Source organism: Apilactobacillus sp. EABW-1NA, assembly GCF_030398685.1.
Lineage (GTDB): Bacteria > Bacillota > Bacilli > Lactobacillales > Lactobacillaceae > Apilactobacillus > Apilactobacillus waqarii.
Genome location: NZ_JAPDKO010000028.1, coordinates 1 through 15,905 on the forward strand (window position 1 = coordinate 1; position 15,905 = coordinate 15,905).

Annotated in this window: 14 protein-coding genes, 1 pseudogene and 1 riboswitch; of the genes and pseudogenes, 3 read left to right on the forward strand and 12 right to left on the reverse strand. The window is 38.5% G+C overall.

Going from position 1 to position 15,905, the window contains the following annotated elements; all coding sequences use genetic code 11:
• Nucleotides 1-138 precede the first annotated feature (138 nt).
• From OEZ61_RS07090 to OEZ61_RS07130, 9 genes are all read right to left on the reverse strand, one after another.
• Complete coding sequence (locus OEZ61_RS07090) at nt 139-1,506, reverse strand: aspartate ammonia-lyase (RefSeq protein WP_263527652.1); 1,368 nt, start codon at nt 1,504-1,506, stop codon at nt 139-141.
• 139 nt (nt 1,507-1,645) lie between these two features.
• Complete coding sequence (sufB, locus tag OEZ61_RS07095) at nt 1,646-3,055, reverse strand: Fe-S cluster assembly protein SufB (protein WP_160184730.1); 1,410 nt, start codon at nt 3,053-3,055, stop codon at nt 1,646-1,648.
• Nucleotides 3,039-3,461 (reverse strand): Fe-S cluster assembly sulfur transfer protein SufU, encoded by a 423-nt coding sequence (sufU, locus tag OEZ61_RS07100; RefSeq protein ID WP_141000148.1) that lies wholly within the window; start codon nt 3,459-3,461, stop codon nt 3,039-3,041. Before sufU ends, sufB begins: the two co-directional genes overlap by 17 nt.
• Nucleotides 3,448-4,662 carry a cysteine desulfurase gene (locus tag OEZ61_RS07105; RefSeq protein WP_263500304.1) on the reverse strand — a complete coding sequence of 405 codons (1,215 nt, stop codon included), beginning with the start codon at nt 4,660-4,662 and terminating at the stop codon, nt 3,448-3,450. Before OEZ61_RS07105 ends, sufU begins: the two co-directional genes overlap by 14 nt.
• A complete protein-coding gene (locus OEZ61_RS07110; protein ID WP_263527653.1) occupies nt 4,655-5,812 on the reverse strand; it encodes a SufD family Fe-S cluster assembly protein in 1,158 nt (385 codons plus the stop codon). Before OEZ61_RS07110 ends, OEZ61_RS07105 begins: the two co-directional genes overlap by 8 nt.
• On the reverse strand, nt 5,812-6,585 hold the full coding sequence (sufC, locus tag OEZ61_RS07115; protein ID WP_141000151.1) for a Fe-S cluster assembly ATPase SufC: 774 nt from the start codon (nt 6,583-6,585) through the stop codon (nt 5,812-5,814). The genes OEZ61_RS07110 and sufC overlap by 1 nt, the downstream gene beginning before the upstream one ends.
• 4 nt (nt 6,586-6,589) lie before the next feature.
• Entirely contained in the window at nt 6,590-7,162 is a 573-nt protein-coding gene (gene nrdG, locus OEZ61_RS07120; RefSeq protein WP_041152657.1) for an anaerobic ribonucleoside-triphosphate reductase activating protein, read from the reverse strand.
• On the reverse strand, nt 7,131-9,305 hold the full coding sequence (gene nrdD, locus OEZ61_RS07125; RefSeq protein WP_290047255.1) for an anaerobic ribonucleoside-triphosphate reductase: 2,175 nt from the start codon (nt 9,303-9,305) through the stop codon (nt 7,131-7,133). The genes nrdG and nrdD overlap by 32 nt, the downstream gene beginning before the upstream one ends.
• Nucleotides 9,306-9,613: 308 nt before the next feature.
• Nucleotides 9,614-10,306 carry a YoaK family protein gene (locus OEZ61_RS07130; RefSeq protein ID WP_080768511.1) on the reverse strand — a complete coding sequence of 231 codons (693 nt, stop codon included), beginning with the start codon at nt 10,304-10,306 and terminating at the stop codon, nt 9,614-9,616.
• A 114-nt stretch (nt 10,307-10,420) separates the two neighbouring features.
• On the opposite strand from OEZ61_RS07130, the gene OEZ61_RS07135 reads away from it, so the two are divergent.
• Nucleotides 10,421-11,575 (forward strand): cation:proton antiporter, encoded by a 1,155-nt coding sequence (locus OEZ61_RS07135; RefSeq protein WP_290047256.1) that lies wholly within the window; start codon nt 10,421-10,423, stop codon nt 11,573-11,575.
• 742 nt (nt 11,576-12,317) lie between these two features.
• Nucleotides 12,318-13,148 carry a hypothetical protein gene (locus OEZ61_RS07140; protein WP_290047257.1) on the forward strand — a complete coding sequence of 277 codons (831 nt, stop codon included), beginning with the start codon at nt 12,318-12,320 and terminating at the stop codon, nt 13,146-13,148.
• Nucleotides 13,149-13,194: 46 nt separating this feature from the next.
• On the opposite strand, the gene OEZ61_RS07145 is transcribed toward OEZ61_RS07140, so the two are convergent.
• The 3 genes from OEZ61_RS07145 to OEZ61_RS07155 all read right to left on the reverse strand — a co-directional run bounded on the left by OEZ61_RS07145 (nt 13,195) and on the right by OEZ61_RS07155 (nt 14,951).
• Nucleotides 13,195-13,968: an acetoin reductase gene (locus OEZ61_RS07145; RefSeq protein ID WP_041152650.1), complete on the reverse strand. Its 774-nt coding sequence runs from the start codon at nt 13,966-13,968 to the stop codon at nt 13,195-13,197.
• Between the two features lie 121 nt (nt 13,969-14,089).
• Complete coding sequence (locus tag OEZ61_RS07150; protein WP_290047258.1) at nt 14,090-14,515, reverse strand: GNAT family N-acetyltransferase; 426 nt, start codon at nt 14,513-14,515, stop codon at nt 14,090-14,092.
• Entirely contained in the window at nt 14,502-14,951 is a 450-nt protein-coding gene (locus OEZ61_RS07155) for a MarR family winged helix-turn-helix transcriptional regulator (protein WP_290047259.1), read from the reverse strand. The genes OEZ61_RS07150 and OEZ61_RS07155 overlap by 14 nt, the downstream gene beginning before the upstream one ends.
• Nucleotides 14,952-15,060: 109 nt before the next feature.
• Nucleotides 15,061-15,154: riboswitch (TPP riboswitch) on the forward strand.
• A 94-nt stretch (nt 15,155-15,248) separates the two neighbouring features.
• Between OEZ61_RS07155 and thiW the strand changes: the two are divergent.
• Nucleotides 15,249-15,757: pseudogene (gene thiW, locus OEZ61_RS07160) on the forward strand (energy coupling factor transporter S component ThiW).
• Nucleotides 15,758-15,905: the final 148 nt, after the last annotated feature.

The following is a 15,905-nucleotide window of genomic DNA, read 5'->3' on the forward strand; positions in this document are numbered from 1 at the left end:
CTTATTAATAATTTTTGTAAATCCTAAACCATTATAATAATCTTTAATGGCAGCTAATTTTAATTCTTTAGAAAACATAAAAGAACCCCTTAGGTTAGATTTCTCCAACTCAAGGGGTTCAGTTCAAGCTCTTTTTTATTAGCTTTCACCGTTAACTAGATATTCTGGTGAGAATAGTTGTTTAACTTTTTCAGGAGATAGAATATGGTTTTGGATTAATAGACTTGGAACAGTCTTGTTTTCCTTGGTGGCTGTCTTGATAAGCTCGGTGGTCTTGTTGTAACCCAAGATAGGAGATAGGACTGTGGCGGTTACAGCAGATTTTCTAACGTCATCTAGACATTGTTTTACATTGACGTCGATACCGTCTAGACAGTGATCAACCAATGTTTCGATTGCGCGCGCCAAGTGAACTTCGGCGGTTAGGATGCTCTTGAACATGATTGGTTCAAAGGCGTTTAGTTCCAATTGACCGGCTTCTGAAGCGGCAGTGACTGTGGCGTCAAAACCGATAACTTCAAAAGCAACTTGGTTCACAACTTCTGGGATAACGGGGTTAACCTTGTTAGGCATGATGGATGAACCAGCTTGGCGTTTTGGTAGGATTAATTCATTTAAACCAGATTGTGGGCCGCTACCAAGTAGACGTAAGTCGTTACTGAACTTTGATAAGTCAACGGCCAATGTTTTTAAACTAGAGGAGAATGCGACGAAGTGATCGGTGTTTTGAACGGCGTCGATTAAATCTTCATCCTGTTTTAGGTCGAAACCGGTAATCTTGTTGATTTCTTCTACGATGTGATCACGGTAGTACTTAGTGGTGTTGGTTCCAGTACCGATGGCAGTTCCACCCATGCTGACGGTTTTTAGTTCGTTTTCAGCGCTGTTGATTCGTTTTAAATCACGACGGAATAATGAAGCGTAAGCATGGAATGTCTTTCCGTAGGTAGTAGGAACGGCATCCTGAAGTTGGGTTCGACCTAGTTTAATGGTGAACTGAAATTTCTTTGATAGTTCATCTAGGATTTCGATTAATCGATTAATTTCGCCGGTTAACTTTGGTAAACGTTTAATCATTGCTAGTTTACCGGCGGTTGGATAGGTATCGTTAGTAGATTGTGCCTGGTTGACATCATCGTTTGGATGAATGAAGACATCAGGGTGTAATTTCATTGCGACGTTGGCAATTACTTCATTTACGTTCATATTTGTGGAAGTTCCGGCCCCACCTTGGATGGCTGGAGTGATAAAACTCTCTGGTGATGGGTGCTCAAGTAAGTAGTCACAAGCATCTACAACCGTGTTATATTTTATAACATCAGTCGCTTTAGCGCCGTAATTTGCGGTGATTGATGCTTTTTTGATCTGAATGTAACTTTCAATTAAAAGTGGGTCAACTTTCTCTTCTGTAATCGGGAAATTCCCCGCTGCTCTAAGGGAATGGATGCCATACAAAGCATCATCAGGAACTTCTAGTTTACCAACACAATCTTTTTCGATACGCATAAAAACATCTCCTAAATAGTTATATGTTATAAAATGTTACATTAAGTATAAACTAAATCTTTAATTAGTCAAATTAAATATATAAATTTGTTTCACATGAAACAAAAACGCCCCTAGAAAAGCTCTAGGGGCGTTAGTTTTAACCAACGGAATCTTCCATTTGGTAATCAATTAATTTATTTAATTCCATTGCATATTCCATTGGAAGTTGGTTTGAGAAGGGTTCAATGAATCCCATGATAATCATCTTAGTAGCCTGATCTTCTGACAAGCCACGGCTCATTAGGTAGTATAAATCGGTTTCTGAAATCTTTGACACCTTGGCTTCATGTTCGACTTCGGAATCACCATTGTAAATGTCGTTGTGTGGTATGGTGTCACTCATCGAGTCATCATCCATGATGATCGTGTCACATTCGATATGAGATTTGGAGTAGTGAGCATCTTCAATCATGCGGATTGTTCCACGGTAGTTACAAGTTCCACCGTCTTTACAGATTGATTTTGATACCACGTTGGATGAAGTGTGAGGAGCATGGTGTCTCATGATGCAGCCGGTATCTTGGTAAATATCACCGCTGGCAAATGCGATTGATAGCATTGTTCCGTTGGCGTATGGACCATTTAAATCGATACTTGGGTACTTCATTGTGACCTTGGATCCTAGGTTTCCGTCGACCCATTCCATTGTGGCATTTTCATCGGCGGAAGCACGCTTGGTTTCAAGACTGTAAACATTATCGGACCAATTTTGAATGGTGGTGTAACGACAAAAGGCGTTCTTCTTCACGAAGACTTCGACGTCGGCTGCATGCAAACTATCTTCAGAATAGTTAGGGGCGGTACAACCTTCGACGTAGTTCACGCTGGCGTCTTCATCAACGATGATTAAAGTTCTTTCGAATTGACCGGTTCTACCAGCATTGATTCTAAAGAATGCCTGGATTGGAATCTTGGCATGGACACCCTTTGGTACGTACAAGAAGACACCACCGGACCAAACCGCTGTGTTTAGTGCAGCGAATTTGTTCATTTGAGGTGTTACTAGTTTACCGAAGTATTCCTTCACTAAATCAGGGTGTTCTTTTAATGCTGTATCGGTATCGGAAAAGATGATTCCCATATCAGCGAATTCTTTTTTTATGTTGGCGTAAACAGCTTCTGATTCGTACTGAGCTTCGGCACCCGCTAGATATTTACGTTCTGCTTCAGGAACCCCAATTTTTTCAAAGGTGTTCTTAATATCTTCTGGAACATCGTCCCAACTACGTGATACTGAATCGGTCGCTCTTTGGAAGTATCTGATTTTGCTTAAGTCGAGATCAGATAGGTCGGGACCAAAGTCAGGCGTGGGTAGTTTTTGGAAGATTTTAAAAGCATTCAAACGAATGTCTAACATCCATTTGGGTTCATGTTTTTGTGCTGAGATTTCGCGGACGATATCTTCAGTTAGGCCATCACCAGTTGAAAAGACGGGTTTGACGTCGTCTTTAAAACCGTATTGATAATCATCATTTAAGTGTTGGATTGATTTATCGATTGATATCATCTCCGTTAATTAATTGATAAATTGCTTTGAAGGGAAGCATGGCACATTTAATGCGGATTGGTAAGTGCACGACGGATTGAAAGGCGACTAAATCACCCAACAATTCTTCGTCATAATCTTCGTGTGTCATCATTTTGGACATGTTTAAAACGAGTTCATTGATTTGATCAGCGGATTTATCTTGAATTGCTTCTAGCATCATCTGAGTGGCACCCTTACAGATAATGCAGCCATCGCATGCCACTTGTAGTTTTTCTACATTGGGTTTCTTTTCATCTGAGGCCATCGAAATGTCATCACCACAGGTGGGATTAGTTAGATGGACGTCTGAATCGAATTGATTGTTGTTGGGACACTCACTAGCTTTTTGCATGATGATGCGTTGATAAATGTTACTTAGATCCATTGAAAAATTCCTTCATTTCGTTAACACAGTCGACTAGTCTGTTGCATTCTTCAATCGTGTTGTAAATGTAGAGACTAGCTCGTAAAGTCGCGTTGACCCCCAGTTTGTGGGTTAGTGGCTCGGCACAGTGTTGACCAGCTCTGACGTCGATATTCTTAGAGTCAAGGAAGGTTGCAGCGTCGTGTGGGTGAATATTGTTGACGTTAAAAGAGACGATTCCAGTTTGACGTTTAGTTGGTCCATATACTGAAACGCCGTCTAAAGCGTTAAGTTGGTCGTATAGGTATTGGCCTAGTTTTTCACATTGTGCCTGCACGTTAGTCATTTTAAGTTCTTTTAGATAAGAAATTGCGGCGTCTAGACCGATGACACCCTCAATGTTGGGAGTGCCGGCTTCTAGACGGTATGGAATATCTTTGACCTTGTAGTCGGTAGTTGAGACTGATTCAATCATCTCGCCGCCGACACGGGGACTATCCATGTTTTCTAGTAAATCTTGTTTACCGTATAAAACACCGATGCCGGTTGGTGCCATCATCTTGTGTCCGGAAAAGGCTAACCAGTCAATTGGTGTTTTTTGCACATCGATTGGTAATTCGGGAGCAGATTGCGCACCGTCGACTAGGATGTCAGCGCCGTGTTCATGAGCCAATGTGGTTAGTTGATTAATGGGATTGATGTTTCCTAAGACATTGGAAACGGCGGTGACTGCCACTAATTTGGTTTTGTCGGAAATGATTTGTTTAGCGGCATTTAAGTCGAGGTTGGCATCTTCATTTAGCGGAATGAATTTCAAAGTTGCGCCGTTATTTTTCGCAATCTTTTGCCATGGAAGGAGGTTACTGTGGTGTTCTGCGATTGAAACCACAATCTCGTCACCATCTTTTATGTGCTTTGCATAATATCCGTTAGCGATTAAGTTGATGCTATCGGTGGTACCAGCAGAAAAGACGATTTCTTTTGCGCTACTGGCATTGATGAATGAAGCGATATTTTTTCTGGATTGTTCAAACATTTCTGTCGTTTTTCCAGCATCAGTGTACACGCTTCGGTGCACGTTGAAATTATGATGAGTGTAAAAGTTGCTGATTGCGTCAATGACGTACTTTGGCTTTTGAGTCGTTGCAGCGTTGTCAAAATAAATCATATCTGAATGCTCTTTGAAGATGGGAAAGTGATGACGAATGTTTAGACTATCCATGAATACGCTCCTCTAAGTTATTTAATAGGTGTTCTTGAATTGATTTATCGGGGAATTTTTCAATTAAAGGTGTCAAGAATCCGCGGGTTAATAGGAAACGGGCGGTATTAGCGTCAATTCCTCTTGTTTTTAAATAGTATAGCTGTTCGGGGTTAACTTTACCAACACTCGCAGCGTGACCGGCAACCACATCGTGATTGTCGATCAAAAGAATTGGGTCAATTTTCCCCTTACTTTCGGGACTTAAAGTTAATAGTCGACTGATCTGATCTGAATCAGAATCGCTAGCTTCCAGCTTAATTTGACCGGTAGTATCGTAGACAGTCTTGGATTTATCGGCGACGATACCACGTTGTGATATCAAGCCACTCGTATTGGGACTTTTATTGATAATTTTGGTTTGAACTACTTGATTTTGGTTTTGATCGGATAGACTCACTAGGTTAATTCTAGCGGAACTGCCCATACCATCGAGGTCAATTTTGCTGTAGTAGCGACTGTCACCATGATTAAATAGACCGACGTAAGTCTTTAAGTTGGCGTTTTGTGCTAAGTAAGCATTTAAAACGCGGTGAGTTTTTTCGCTATTAGTCATTGCAGCGTCATAGAAGGAGACGTTGGCGTGATCGCCCAGTAATACTTCAATCATTAGGCGGTCGTTTTTAGGGTGTTGTTTTGAATCCTTGTAGGTGAATGAAACTTCACTTCCTGAAGCAGCGATAATTAGGAGGTGTTTTTCCTGCATGTTGTGATCGACTAAGTCGGAGATGTCGATTGATTCATCAACGCAGACATCCTTAGGGATGAAAACAAACCCACCACTTTGTAGATACGCAAGATGGTTCGCATTTAATGCGTTATCACGCCAATAAATTGCTTTTTCCATCAAGTTTTCTTGGATTAGTTCTGGAAACTCATTTGCAGCGGCGAACAAGTCCATCATGATAATGCCTAAAACCTGTAAGTTTTTAGGCGCTAAGTTTTGCGTATCTATTGAACGGGAAATAAGTTCTGGGGATTCAAAGTGAAACTTGCGAAGGGATGCGGGGACCTTCATCGTCTTTCTCATGTCATTTGCGACAATGCGTTTAACGGTTAACCATTGTGGTTCTTTATGTGATTGGGCAAATTCTTGAACTGACATACTCATTATTCATCCACCAGCTTTACGTCGATTCCTAATTGATCACGCAATTGGGCGTAACCGTTTTGTTCTAGTTGTTCAGCTAGGTGATAGTCACCGCTGGTAACGACGCGACCACCCATCATAACGTGAACGACATCTGGTTTAACGTAACGTAAGATGCGGTTGTAGTGGGTGATGATAAGTGAAGAGAAGTGATCATCTCGCATGTGATTGATTCCCTTTGAAACGACTTTTAGGGCGTCGATATCCAGCCCAGAATCGATTTCATCTAGGATGGCTAGATTGGGTTGAATCATCATCATTTGCAGGATTTCATTTCGCTTCTTTTCACCACCGGAGAAACCTTCGTTAAGATATCTGTCGGTGTATGATTCGTCGATATCCAAGAAGTCCATGACGTAGTCTAGGCGTTTCATGAAGTCTAAAACTGATACTGGTTTATCAGCCACCGCATTCATTGCGGCATGAATGAAGTCGACATTTTTAATCCCGCTGATTTCAGTAGGGTATTGCATACCAATAAAGAGACCCAAACGGGCACGTTCATCAGTTGCCATGTCGTTCAATTCCTTGCCATCAAATGAGATGGTTCCTTCAGTAATTGAATACTTGGGAGAACCCATGATGGTTTGAGAAAGGGTGGACTTACCGGTTCCGTTGGGGCCCATGATGACATGGACTTCGCCGTCGGGGATGGTTAAGTTTAGACCCTTGATGACTTCTTCATCGGTTTCATTGATTTTAACGTGTAGATTTTCAATTTTTAACACAATAATCCTCCTAGTGAACTAACTTGTCCCAAAGTACGACCTTGTTTTCTTCAAGTGACTTTGGCACATTGATAATTCTTTGGTTAGCACTACCGCGGAATTGAAGAGTTAAATCTTTTTGGTCTTCCATGAAACGACCATCAACTAGGATGTCGATCATTGAAAGTAGTTTTAATTTGTCATATGAATCTTTTAGCAATTCATCGAATGTGTAACCTGACCATGACCAGATGTCCTTGGTGTGGCCGAATTCTTCTCTAACTCGTTTGCATAAACGAAGACAAACTTGAGTATTCAAGAATGGTTCTCCACCCAAGAGGGTAAGACCTTGAACGTAATCTTTTTTCATATCTTCGATGATTTGGTCTTCTAAATCTTGTGAGTAAGGTTGTCCGTAATGGAAGTTTTGTGAGGCGACATTGTAACAGCCGGGGCATAAGAACTTGCAACCAGAAACATAGATACTGCAACGGATTCCCTCACCATCAACGAAGTTAAATGGCTTATAGTCAGCAATATATTGTTGGCTTAAGTCTTTTGCAAGCCATTCCTTAGGCTTTGGATTGTTTGGCTGTCTCTTCATGTGCGACACTTTCTACCATTCCTTTCGACATATTCTTTTGACGTGATGAAATTTCAACGTGACGACCGTGAACCATTGGACGTGCTTGAGGGTTACCTAAGTAACCACAAGTTCTCTTAACAACGTCACAGTACTTAGGATCATGGTTACCACATTGAGGACACTTGAAACCACGGGCGGTAGCTTCAAATTCACCCTTGAAACCACACTTGAAGCACTTATCGATTGAAGTGTTGGTACCTAGGTATCCAACGTGATCGTATGCCCAGTCCCAAACAGCTTCTAGTGCCTTAGGGTTTTGCTTTAGGTTAGGGTATTCACAGTAATGAATGAATCCTGCTGAGGCATAGTGAGGATAAGCTTCTTCAAATGTTAGTTTTTCAAATGGGTTAGGACGTTTTCTAACATCGTAGTGGAAACTGTTAGTGTAGTATTCCTTATCTGTGATGTCTTTAACCTTACCGAATTTTTCGATATCGTCTTGAGCGAATGTATCGGTTAATGATTCGGCTGGAGTGGAGTATAGACTGTAGTGATATCCACTTTCCTTACTCCATACACGGCATAGACGGTTTAGTTCAGCAACGATGCTGACAGTGAAGTCATGAGCTTCTTTGTTTGATTCCCAATCTGGACCGAAGAAGGCAGTACCGACTTCGTATAGTCCGATGTAACCAAGTGATACTGTGGCACGTTCGTTTCTGAATAGTTCATCAACACTATCAGTTGATTTTAGACGTTTGCCAAATGCACCGTACTTGTATAGTAGTGGGGCGTTATCTGGTTTGGCTTCCTTAGTTCTTTCGATACGGTATGCCATGGCTTGGTGAACGATACCTAGCTTTTCTTCAAAGATGTGCCAAAATAAGTCCATGTCACCCTTGGACAATAGTGCGATACGAGGAAGGTTAACGGTAACAACACCTAAGTTCATACGACCAGCGTTTACGGCTTTACCATTTTCGTCAGTCCACTTAGGTAGAAATGATCGACAACCCATAGGTGCCTTGAAGTCACCAGTGATTTCACAAAGTTTGTCGTACATCAAAATATCAGGATACATACGCTTTGTAGCACATTCGATGGCTAGTTCTTTCACGTCGTAATTTTCATCGTTAGGGTTTAAATTTAAGCCTTTCTTCAATACATAGATTAGCTTAGGGAAGATGGCAGTACGACGTTCCTTACCAAGTCCTTTAATACGAATTCTTAGGATATCTTTTTGAATTTCCTTTTCAATCCAGCTGGTACCTAGACCGAAACTAACAGTAGTGAAAGGTGTTTGACCTTGTGATGAGTATAGAGTGTTAATTTCGTATTCTAGTGATTGCATAGCGTCGAAGATGTCCTTCTTAGTACGGTCCTTAGCGTATTCTTCGCGCTTGTCTTCTTCGACCCATTCTGAAGCAGTCTTTAAGTGCTTTTCGTAGTTGATCTCGGCAAATGGAGCTAGTACTTCATCAGCACGATCGAATGACAGACCACCGTATTGTAGGGATGCTACGTTGGCGATGATTTGAGAAACTTGAGCGGTCGCAGTTTGGATTGAGCGAGGTGATTTAACTTCGGCGTTACCAATCTTAAAACCGTTATTCAACATTTCTGCAAAATCAACTAAGCAACAGTTGGTTTCAGGAGTTGCTGGTGAGTAGTCTAAATCGTGCCAGTGAATGTCACCTCTAAGGTGCGCTTTGGCAACTAGTGGAGGTAGCATTTGAAGACCAATGGCCTTGCTGGCAGCCCCTGCTTCTAGGTCTCTTTGGGTGTTAAAGACGTTACTATCTTTGTTGGCATTTTCGTGAACAACACGATCGTAACGGTTGAATAGTTGGTCGATTCGAGCCTTTACATCGGTTGCTTTCTTGAATTTTTCAATGTCTTTTTGTTCATATTTTAAGTATTGCTCTTTAGCATCTAAGAAATCATTTTCTTCTAGAAATTGAATGATGAAGTCATGAATATGACTTGAGGTAATTTCTTCTTGATCCTTAGTAAATAGGTTCAAACGTTCAAAGAAACGCTTGTTATCTTCCTTACTAATACCCAGTTGATTTAGCACAAAATCAATCTTGTATTTATAGAATTTGGTCTTGTCACCAGAATTCTTTATAACGTTTAAATGGGCAAAAGTTTTATCAAACATTATATCAGTCCTATCCTTAAAATATACACTATAACTTGTGTCTGAAATAATGTTAACACGCATATATAGTATAAAAACATTCTTGAATGTCAATTTGAATAGTGCGTACTGAATGATTATAATAATTTAATTTTCTCATAATACGTAGTGATGAGTGATTTCGTCTTTTTTCGTCGAACATTTTTGGAATTTTGTCTAAAAATGTTCAAATTGAATACTTACATATCGTGCCCAAAGTATTGATATACTAACGTTTAATAAGTGAAATCCGAATAAAAAACACAAAAAAAGACCCTATAGGGTCTTTTTTATAGTTGATTTTCGTGTCGATAGATTAGGATGCATCGAATTTGGAATACAAGAATGACGATTAATTCCAATCCGACAACCCAGATGGTCTTAGTATGGAAGAAAAGTGATAAGATGCTGGCCTCAAAAGCTCCGCATAGAAAACTTAAAACCAGACCACCGTAGTAAAGTAACTTGGTTTTGAATTCGTGTTTTTTAGTCTCCAAATACAAGAATAGATTATTCATTGTTTTTTGAAGGTTTCCAGTACTAAACATGTTGGAGTATCCCAATCCAGACATTGTATTAAATGTTGAAAGTTGAAGGGCCGTTGTTAAAGACATTGAAGTCGTGATCATTAATTGTGGAACATTGTATTTCAAAAATCCCACGATTGTACAGACTGCAATTTCAATGGCTAAAATATAGACCTTCCAGTAGTTTAGTTTATGTTTATCTAGATTATGGTGAATCCAATTAGCTAATAGAATTCCGATTGAAAATGCAATCACCGGTAAAATTCTTTCTAAGAAGTGACCATAATTGAATTGTGTCAACGCTAATGCGGACAAAATTAAATTCCCGGTTTGGGTACTTGCAAATATTCCACCATGTTCGATGTAAGTGTAGGCATCAAGGCAACCACCGATTGAGGTTAAGAAGAATGCCGTTGATATTTTTTCACCGAAGCGGGCGGGGTGAGGTGCGTCGATAACATTGACTCCCTTTCTCTAAAGTAATAAGTTATAACTAAGTTATTTATAAATAGTACTACCATATTGTTTCAAAATAAATAGAATTGTTTTTATTCGGGGAGAATGATTTATTTGAATTATTTAATCGCATTGTTTTTAATGATTGTTTTTGCGAAATTTTTTGGAATGCTGGCTTCTAAGATACATATTCCGGATGTTGTCGGACAAATCATGGGAGGAGTAGTCCTAGGACCATCTGTCTTAGGAGTGATTCACCGTCAAGATATTGTAATTGCATTAGCATCATTGGGGGCTGCATTATTGATGTTTGGTGCCGGTTTAACTTGCGACATTGATAGATTGAAAAAGTATTTTGGTCGGGGAGTCATTGTTGCTCTTTTTGGAGTAGTATTTCCAGTCGGATCCATTTATCTAATGTGTAGATATTTTCAACTTTCTATTATTGAAAGTGCATTTATCGGAATTGTTTTTGCAGCAACATCTGTTTCGATTTCAGTTGCTGTATTAGAAGAAATGCATGAGCTAACATCATCAGCTGGAATTACTATTTTAGCTGCTGCGGTAGCCGATGATATTATTTCAATTGTTCTATTAAGTGTTTCTATTCCTGTTTTGGGAGTGGGAAGAGGACATGGAAATTCAGATGCGTTGTTTCTAATTATTTTGCAAATTGTATTTTTCTTATTCTTATGGCTTTGCTATAAGATTGTAACGCTATTATTCAAAATTTTTGAAGTTAGTCCTGCAAGCGCTGGTCTATATTCATTTCTATTATGTTTATTATTGGCCGGAACTGCTGAAATGGTTAGATTAAGTGCTGTTACAGGAGCGTTCTTTGCTGGACTAATTGCTAGTCAGACAAAGTTTAAAAGGGTTTTATTAGCTAGACTAAAGGGACTAAGTACGTTGCTGCCTATTCCAATTTTCTTTGTAAGCATTGGGGTTGATATGCAAGTCAATGGTGTCTACGATCACTTCTTAATGTTTTCCATCCTTACAGTTTTAGCTGTAATAACAAAATTTTTGGGTGCCTTTATCGGTGCGAAACTTAGTCGAATTGATTTCGCGAATTCAGTTGAAATAGGGGCAGGGATGATAAGCCGTGGTGAAGTCGGTATTGTTATCGCCCAAGCTGGATTAGACAGTCACTTTATTTCAATAAGTTATTATTCAACATTGATTGCTGTAATTATTGTTACAACTATTTTAGCACCACTAATTTTAAAACCAGTCGTATTATGGAAACGCAAAAGAGAGTCAGTATAAGCTGGCCCTCTTTTTTTATGGAATGTAAGATATTAATACCAGGATTAAATCGATAACAACGACGGTCACAATTGCACAAATAAATGCTAGTAGTGGTAGGAGTCTTTCATCACCAAATCGACTCATGTGGCGGACGTTTTTATCAAAAGAATTTGTAAATCGTTTATATGATTTTTTCAGATCTCTTTTTAATTGAGCAGTGATAAGACGACAGTACTTGCATTTGATTTGATTGAAGAATAAATTACCGCAAATCGGACACTTTAAATGAATGATGATTAACTCCTCCTTATTGATTTTTAACTATTGTATCAAGGGTTCTAACGGAAATAAATTTAGTGAAAAAGTTAAAAATAAACACCGAGTTCATAAATATTCATTTAAGTGTCTATAATGATGAATTATTGGACACGAAGTAAAAATAAAAAAATTATAGATGAATGATAAGTTAGTAAAATCACAAACGATTTTGGATTGTATGTGTCAAAATGTTTTAAATTCTTTTGTTTCTTAAAACATGAACATTTGTATATAAAAAATGACATAGATGCAATTTGTTCAAAATCTTGGATCTGAAAAGCTCCTAGAAAATCATATAAATATTGGTCTTCTTAAGTTTTTTATTAACATAAACTTATTTGCATGTATGTAATTATTGATAGACTTTAAACGAAGGTTATAATATTATTAATTTATTGCAATTATATTTTAATTTTATTACATACATTAGGGGGATTTTGATATGAAGATCAAAAAGTCATTTCTTGCCATTTTGGCAGTTTTAACACTTTTTGCTGCTAGTGCATCAACTTCTGTCAGCGCCTTTACATCAGTAGAAGCAAACGCTGCTACTCACCATAAAGACACCAAGAAGCACAAGAAAGCAAAGAAGTCTTCAAAGAAACACAAGAAGGCAACAAAGAAGAGTAAGAAGAAGGCTACTAAAAAGCATTCAAAGAAAAAGGTAGCTAAGAAAAAGAAGAAAGTAACTAAGAAGAAGCCAGCTAAGAAGGCTGTTAAGAAGCATGTTGTAAAGAAGCATGTTGTAAAGAAGCCTGCTGGACCTACTCCAATTACTTACAGTCATCCAACTATTGATATTAACCCAACAGGTGATAATCCTATTAAGGCTGAATATACTTATCGTCAATCAAAAGATTACAACATTGATATTAGTAATCAATCAAATGATAGTGATAATCCTCATGATATTACTTTAAGAAATGTAACTTATTATCAACTATCCGGTAATACTCAATACAAGACTGCTGTTGTTATGCAAGTGCTTGTGAAGAATCTTTCATCAGATAGTACTGATTTCTTTAATACTGGATCGTTAGATTCTGATAGTACTCCTGGTGTATATTTATCCAATAATGCAGGTCACCAATTATCACCAGCATGGGGTCCTTACAATGCAGCTGCTACTATTCCTGGTAATAGTCAACAAGTTTTGAATTTAACATTTGTTGGAATGGATCCATCTACTCCTGCTGATTTTAGTACATTTACATTTAACTATGACGTTGCTTATCATGAAGCAGCTGAATTTGGACCAACTATTAACTTTTAATATCTAAAAAAAGCCCACCGATTTTGGTAGGCTTTTTTATTTTGTTCTATGAAAATTGAATTCCACCATCAACGATAATTGATTGGCCGGTAATGTAATTTGCCTTTTCGCTAGATAGGAATGAAACAAGGTTGGCAACGTCTTCAGGTTGTTCACCACGTCCTAACGCAATGCTGTTAATCGCATCATTTAGAGCTGAACCTTTTTCACGACCGTCTAGTTTAGTCATCTTATCATCAATTTCGTCCCACATTGGAGTTAAAACAATACCTGGGCAGTAGGAATTTACCGTAATTTTATCTTTCGCTAGTTCCTTTGCAGCAGCTTGTGTTAAACCTCTGATAGCAAATTTAGTTGCTGAGTAAACACTTAGCATTGGGAAACCTTCATATCCTGCAATTGAAGAGGCATTAATAATTTTACCGGGGGTTCTTTGCTTCTTAAATTGTTTAGCAGCAGCTTGAATTCCATATAAAGAACCTAAAACATTGATCTCTAATAGACTGCTTGCATCTTTTTCTGAAATGTCTTCTACTGGATCAACGATAGCGATTCCGGCATTGTTAATATAAACATCAAGCTGACCAAATTCTAAAACAGCAGATTGAATGGCTTTTTCAACATCTTCTTTTTTGTGGACATCGCATTGAATTCCGATGGCTTGACCACCCTTATTATTAATTTCTGTGGCAACTTCATTAACCTTGTCTAAGTGACGACCTGCTAATGCGACTAGAAATCCATCCGCACTTAATTGTAAAGCGATTCCCTTTCCAATACCTTGACCAGCACCTGTAATTAAAGCAACTTTTTTAACCATAATTAGAACCTCCAAGTATGTAATAAAATAACATTGGGTTCATTATAGAATTGTTTTAATAGTTAAAACAATATTTGTTAACAAAACTTATGCAATAATAAACATTTTTATAAATTTACATTTAATATTCCATCTTGATGTGATTAATGCCGGCTTCGATAAATGGTTCGCTGGTGACCTTGAAACCACCTTTTTCATAATAACCAACGGCATGTGCTTGGGCGTCGATTTCGACTCTGGTGTTAGGGAATTTTTCCTTGATAACTTTTAGAATGTATTCCAAAAGTTCCTTACCCTTACCGGTTCCGCGGACTTGTTGGGTGGTTAAGACACGGCCAAATGTAATGTGGTCGCCATCTTTGAAGATTCTGGCGTACGCGGTGATGGTCTTACCATCGGTTTCAAAAACGTGTAGTGCTTGTTTGTCATTTTCATCTGGGTCGGTGTAGACGATATGTTGTTCCTCAACGAATACTTCTGATCTGACGCGGTAAATTTCGAAAAGCTCTTCTAGGGTTAGTTCTGAAAATTGTTTAGTCTTCCACATGATTGATTCCACCTTTTGCTAGTAGTTTGTTTAGGGTGTTAATTGATTGATAAAAAGCTTCCTGTTCTTCGTTATTGAGATTATTTACGATTGATTGAATTTGTTCGTCAGAATTGGTATTAAGCTGTTGGACGACTGTCCTTCCGGTAGGGGTTAGGACTAACAGCTTTGCTCGTTTGTCTTCTTCTGACGTTGTTTTTTCGACGTAGCTGAGTTTGTTCAAACGCTTGATGACGCGGCTGACATAACTCTTGTCGAGTTCTAAGTTATTGGAAATTTTAATTGGGGTAGGACTTTGTAGGTAGTTAATTTCCATTAATATTCGTGCTTCTGCCCAACTGATTTCACTGTTAAAAACGTTTTTTTGCAGAATTCCTAATCGTTGGGTATATTCACGGTTAAAATGTCTGATTACCTCGATTTTTTTATCATCCATACCATCACATCCTTTGAAACAATTATATCTAAATAGTGGCTTTTATCCACCAATTAGTTTGAAAATCTTTTTTGACTATTTCATTCAACTACGCTATGATTTGAAAATACAAACATTAATGGGGTGCCTTAATCGGCTGAGATTATACCCAAGAACCTGATCCAGATAATGCTGGCGCTAGGGAAGATAAACGCACTTGGACTGTCCCTATCTATATAGATAGGGACTTTTTTAATTAAGATGCTGTGCAGGAAAACTACATTAATGAAGTATACATATTTGAGGGGAGCTTTATTAATGGATTCAAAAGTTAGCATCAAGAAAGTAACAATCTTAGCAATTATGATTGCACTAGATTTTGTTTTATCACCCATTTTTAGAATTGAAGGAATGGCACCAATGTCATCGGTACTAAACGTGACCGCAGCTGTATTGATGGGACCATGGTATGCGCTAGTGATGGCCATCGTTTGTGCTTGCCTTAGAATGTTATTGCTAGGAATTCACCACTAGCATTTACCGGAGCGGTCTTCGGGGCATTCTTGGCCGGACTACTATATCTTATCTACCGTAAAAACTGGATGGCGGTCATTGGTGAAATCTTCGGAACTGGGGTATTAGGTTCGCTTGCTTCATACCCTGTGATGGTTTGGTACACTGGAAGTTCTAACCAACTATTCTGGTTCGTGTTCACGCCTAAATTCTTTGGGGGTGCAATTTCAGGATCCATCATCGCATACGTTATCTTATTAAGACTTTCAAAGACTCGTCAATTCAAAGATATTCAAAAGCTATTTTTTAAGTAAACTAAAAAAGGCACCCACTGGTGCACTGCACCCCAAAGTTTGTACAAAACTTTGGGGTGTTTTTGTGTCTAAATATAAAGTAGAAGATAAATTAAATGTAATTAACGCATACCTAAACGGTATGGGATCTCAAATGGTAGCTAGAAAA

Coding starts and splice junctions, on each gene's coding strand:
- OEZ61_RS07155 (WP_290047259.1), bottom strand. CDS start 14,951: ATGGATGATAAAAAAATCGAGGTAATCAGACATTTTAACCGTGAATAT.
- OEZ61_RS07150 (WP_290047258.1), bottom strand. CDS start 14,515: ATGTGGAAGACTAAACAATTTTCAGAACTAACCCTAGAAGAGCTTTTC.
- OEZ61_RS07090 (WP_263527652.1), bottom strand. CDS start 1,506: ATGCGTATCGAAAAAGATTGTGTTGGTAAACTAGAAGTTCCTGATGAT.
- OEZ61_RS07110 (WP_263527653.1), bottom strand. CDS start 5,812: ATGAGTATGTCAGTTCAAGAATTTGCCCAATCACATAAAGAACCACAA.
- OEZ61_RS07145 (WP_041152650.1), bottom strand. CDS start 13,968: ATGGTTAAAAAAGTTGCTTTAATTACAGGTGCTGGTCAAGGTATTGGA.
- sufU (WP_141000148.1), bottom strand. CDS start 3,461: ATGGATCTAAGTAACATTTATCAACGCATCATCATGCAAAAAGCTAGT.
- OEZ61_RS07140 (WP_290047257.1), top strand. CDS start 12,318: ATGAAGATCAAAAAGTCATTTCTTGCCATTTTGGCAGTTTTAACACTT.
- sufB (WP_160184730.1), bottom strand. CDS start 3,055: ATGATATCAATCGATAAATCAATCCAACACTTAAATGATGATTATCAA.
- OEZ61_RS07105 (WP_263500304.1), bottom strand. CDS start 4,662: ATGGATAGTCTAAACATTCGTCATCACTTTCCCATCTTCAAAGAGCAT.
- nrdD (WP_290047255.1), bottom strand. CDS start 9,305: ATGTTTGATAAAACTTTTGCCCATTTAAACGTTATAAAGAATTCTGGT.
- nrdG (WP_041152657.1), bottom strand. CDS start 7,162: ATGAAGAGACAGCCAAACAATCCAAAGCCTAAGGAATGGCTTGCAAAA.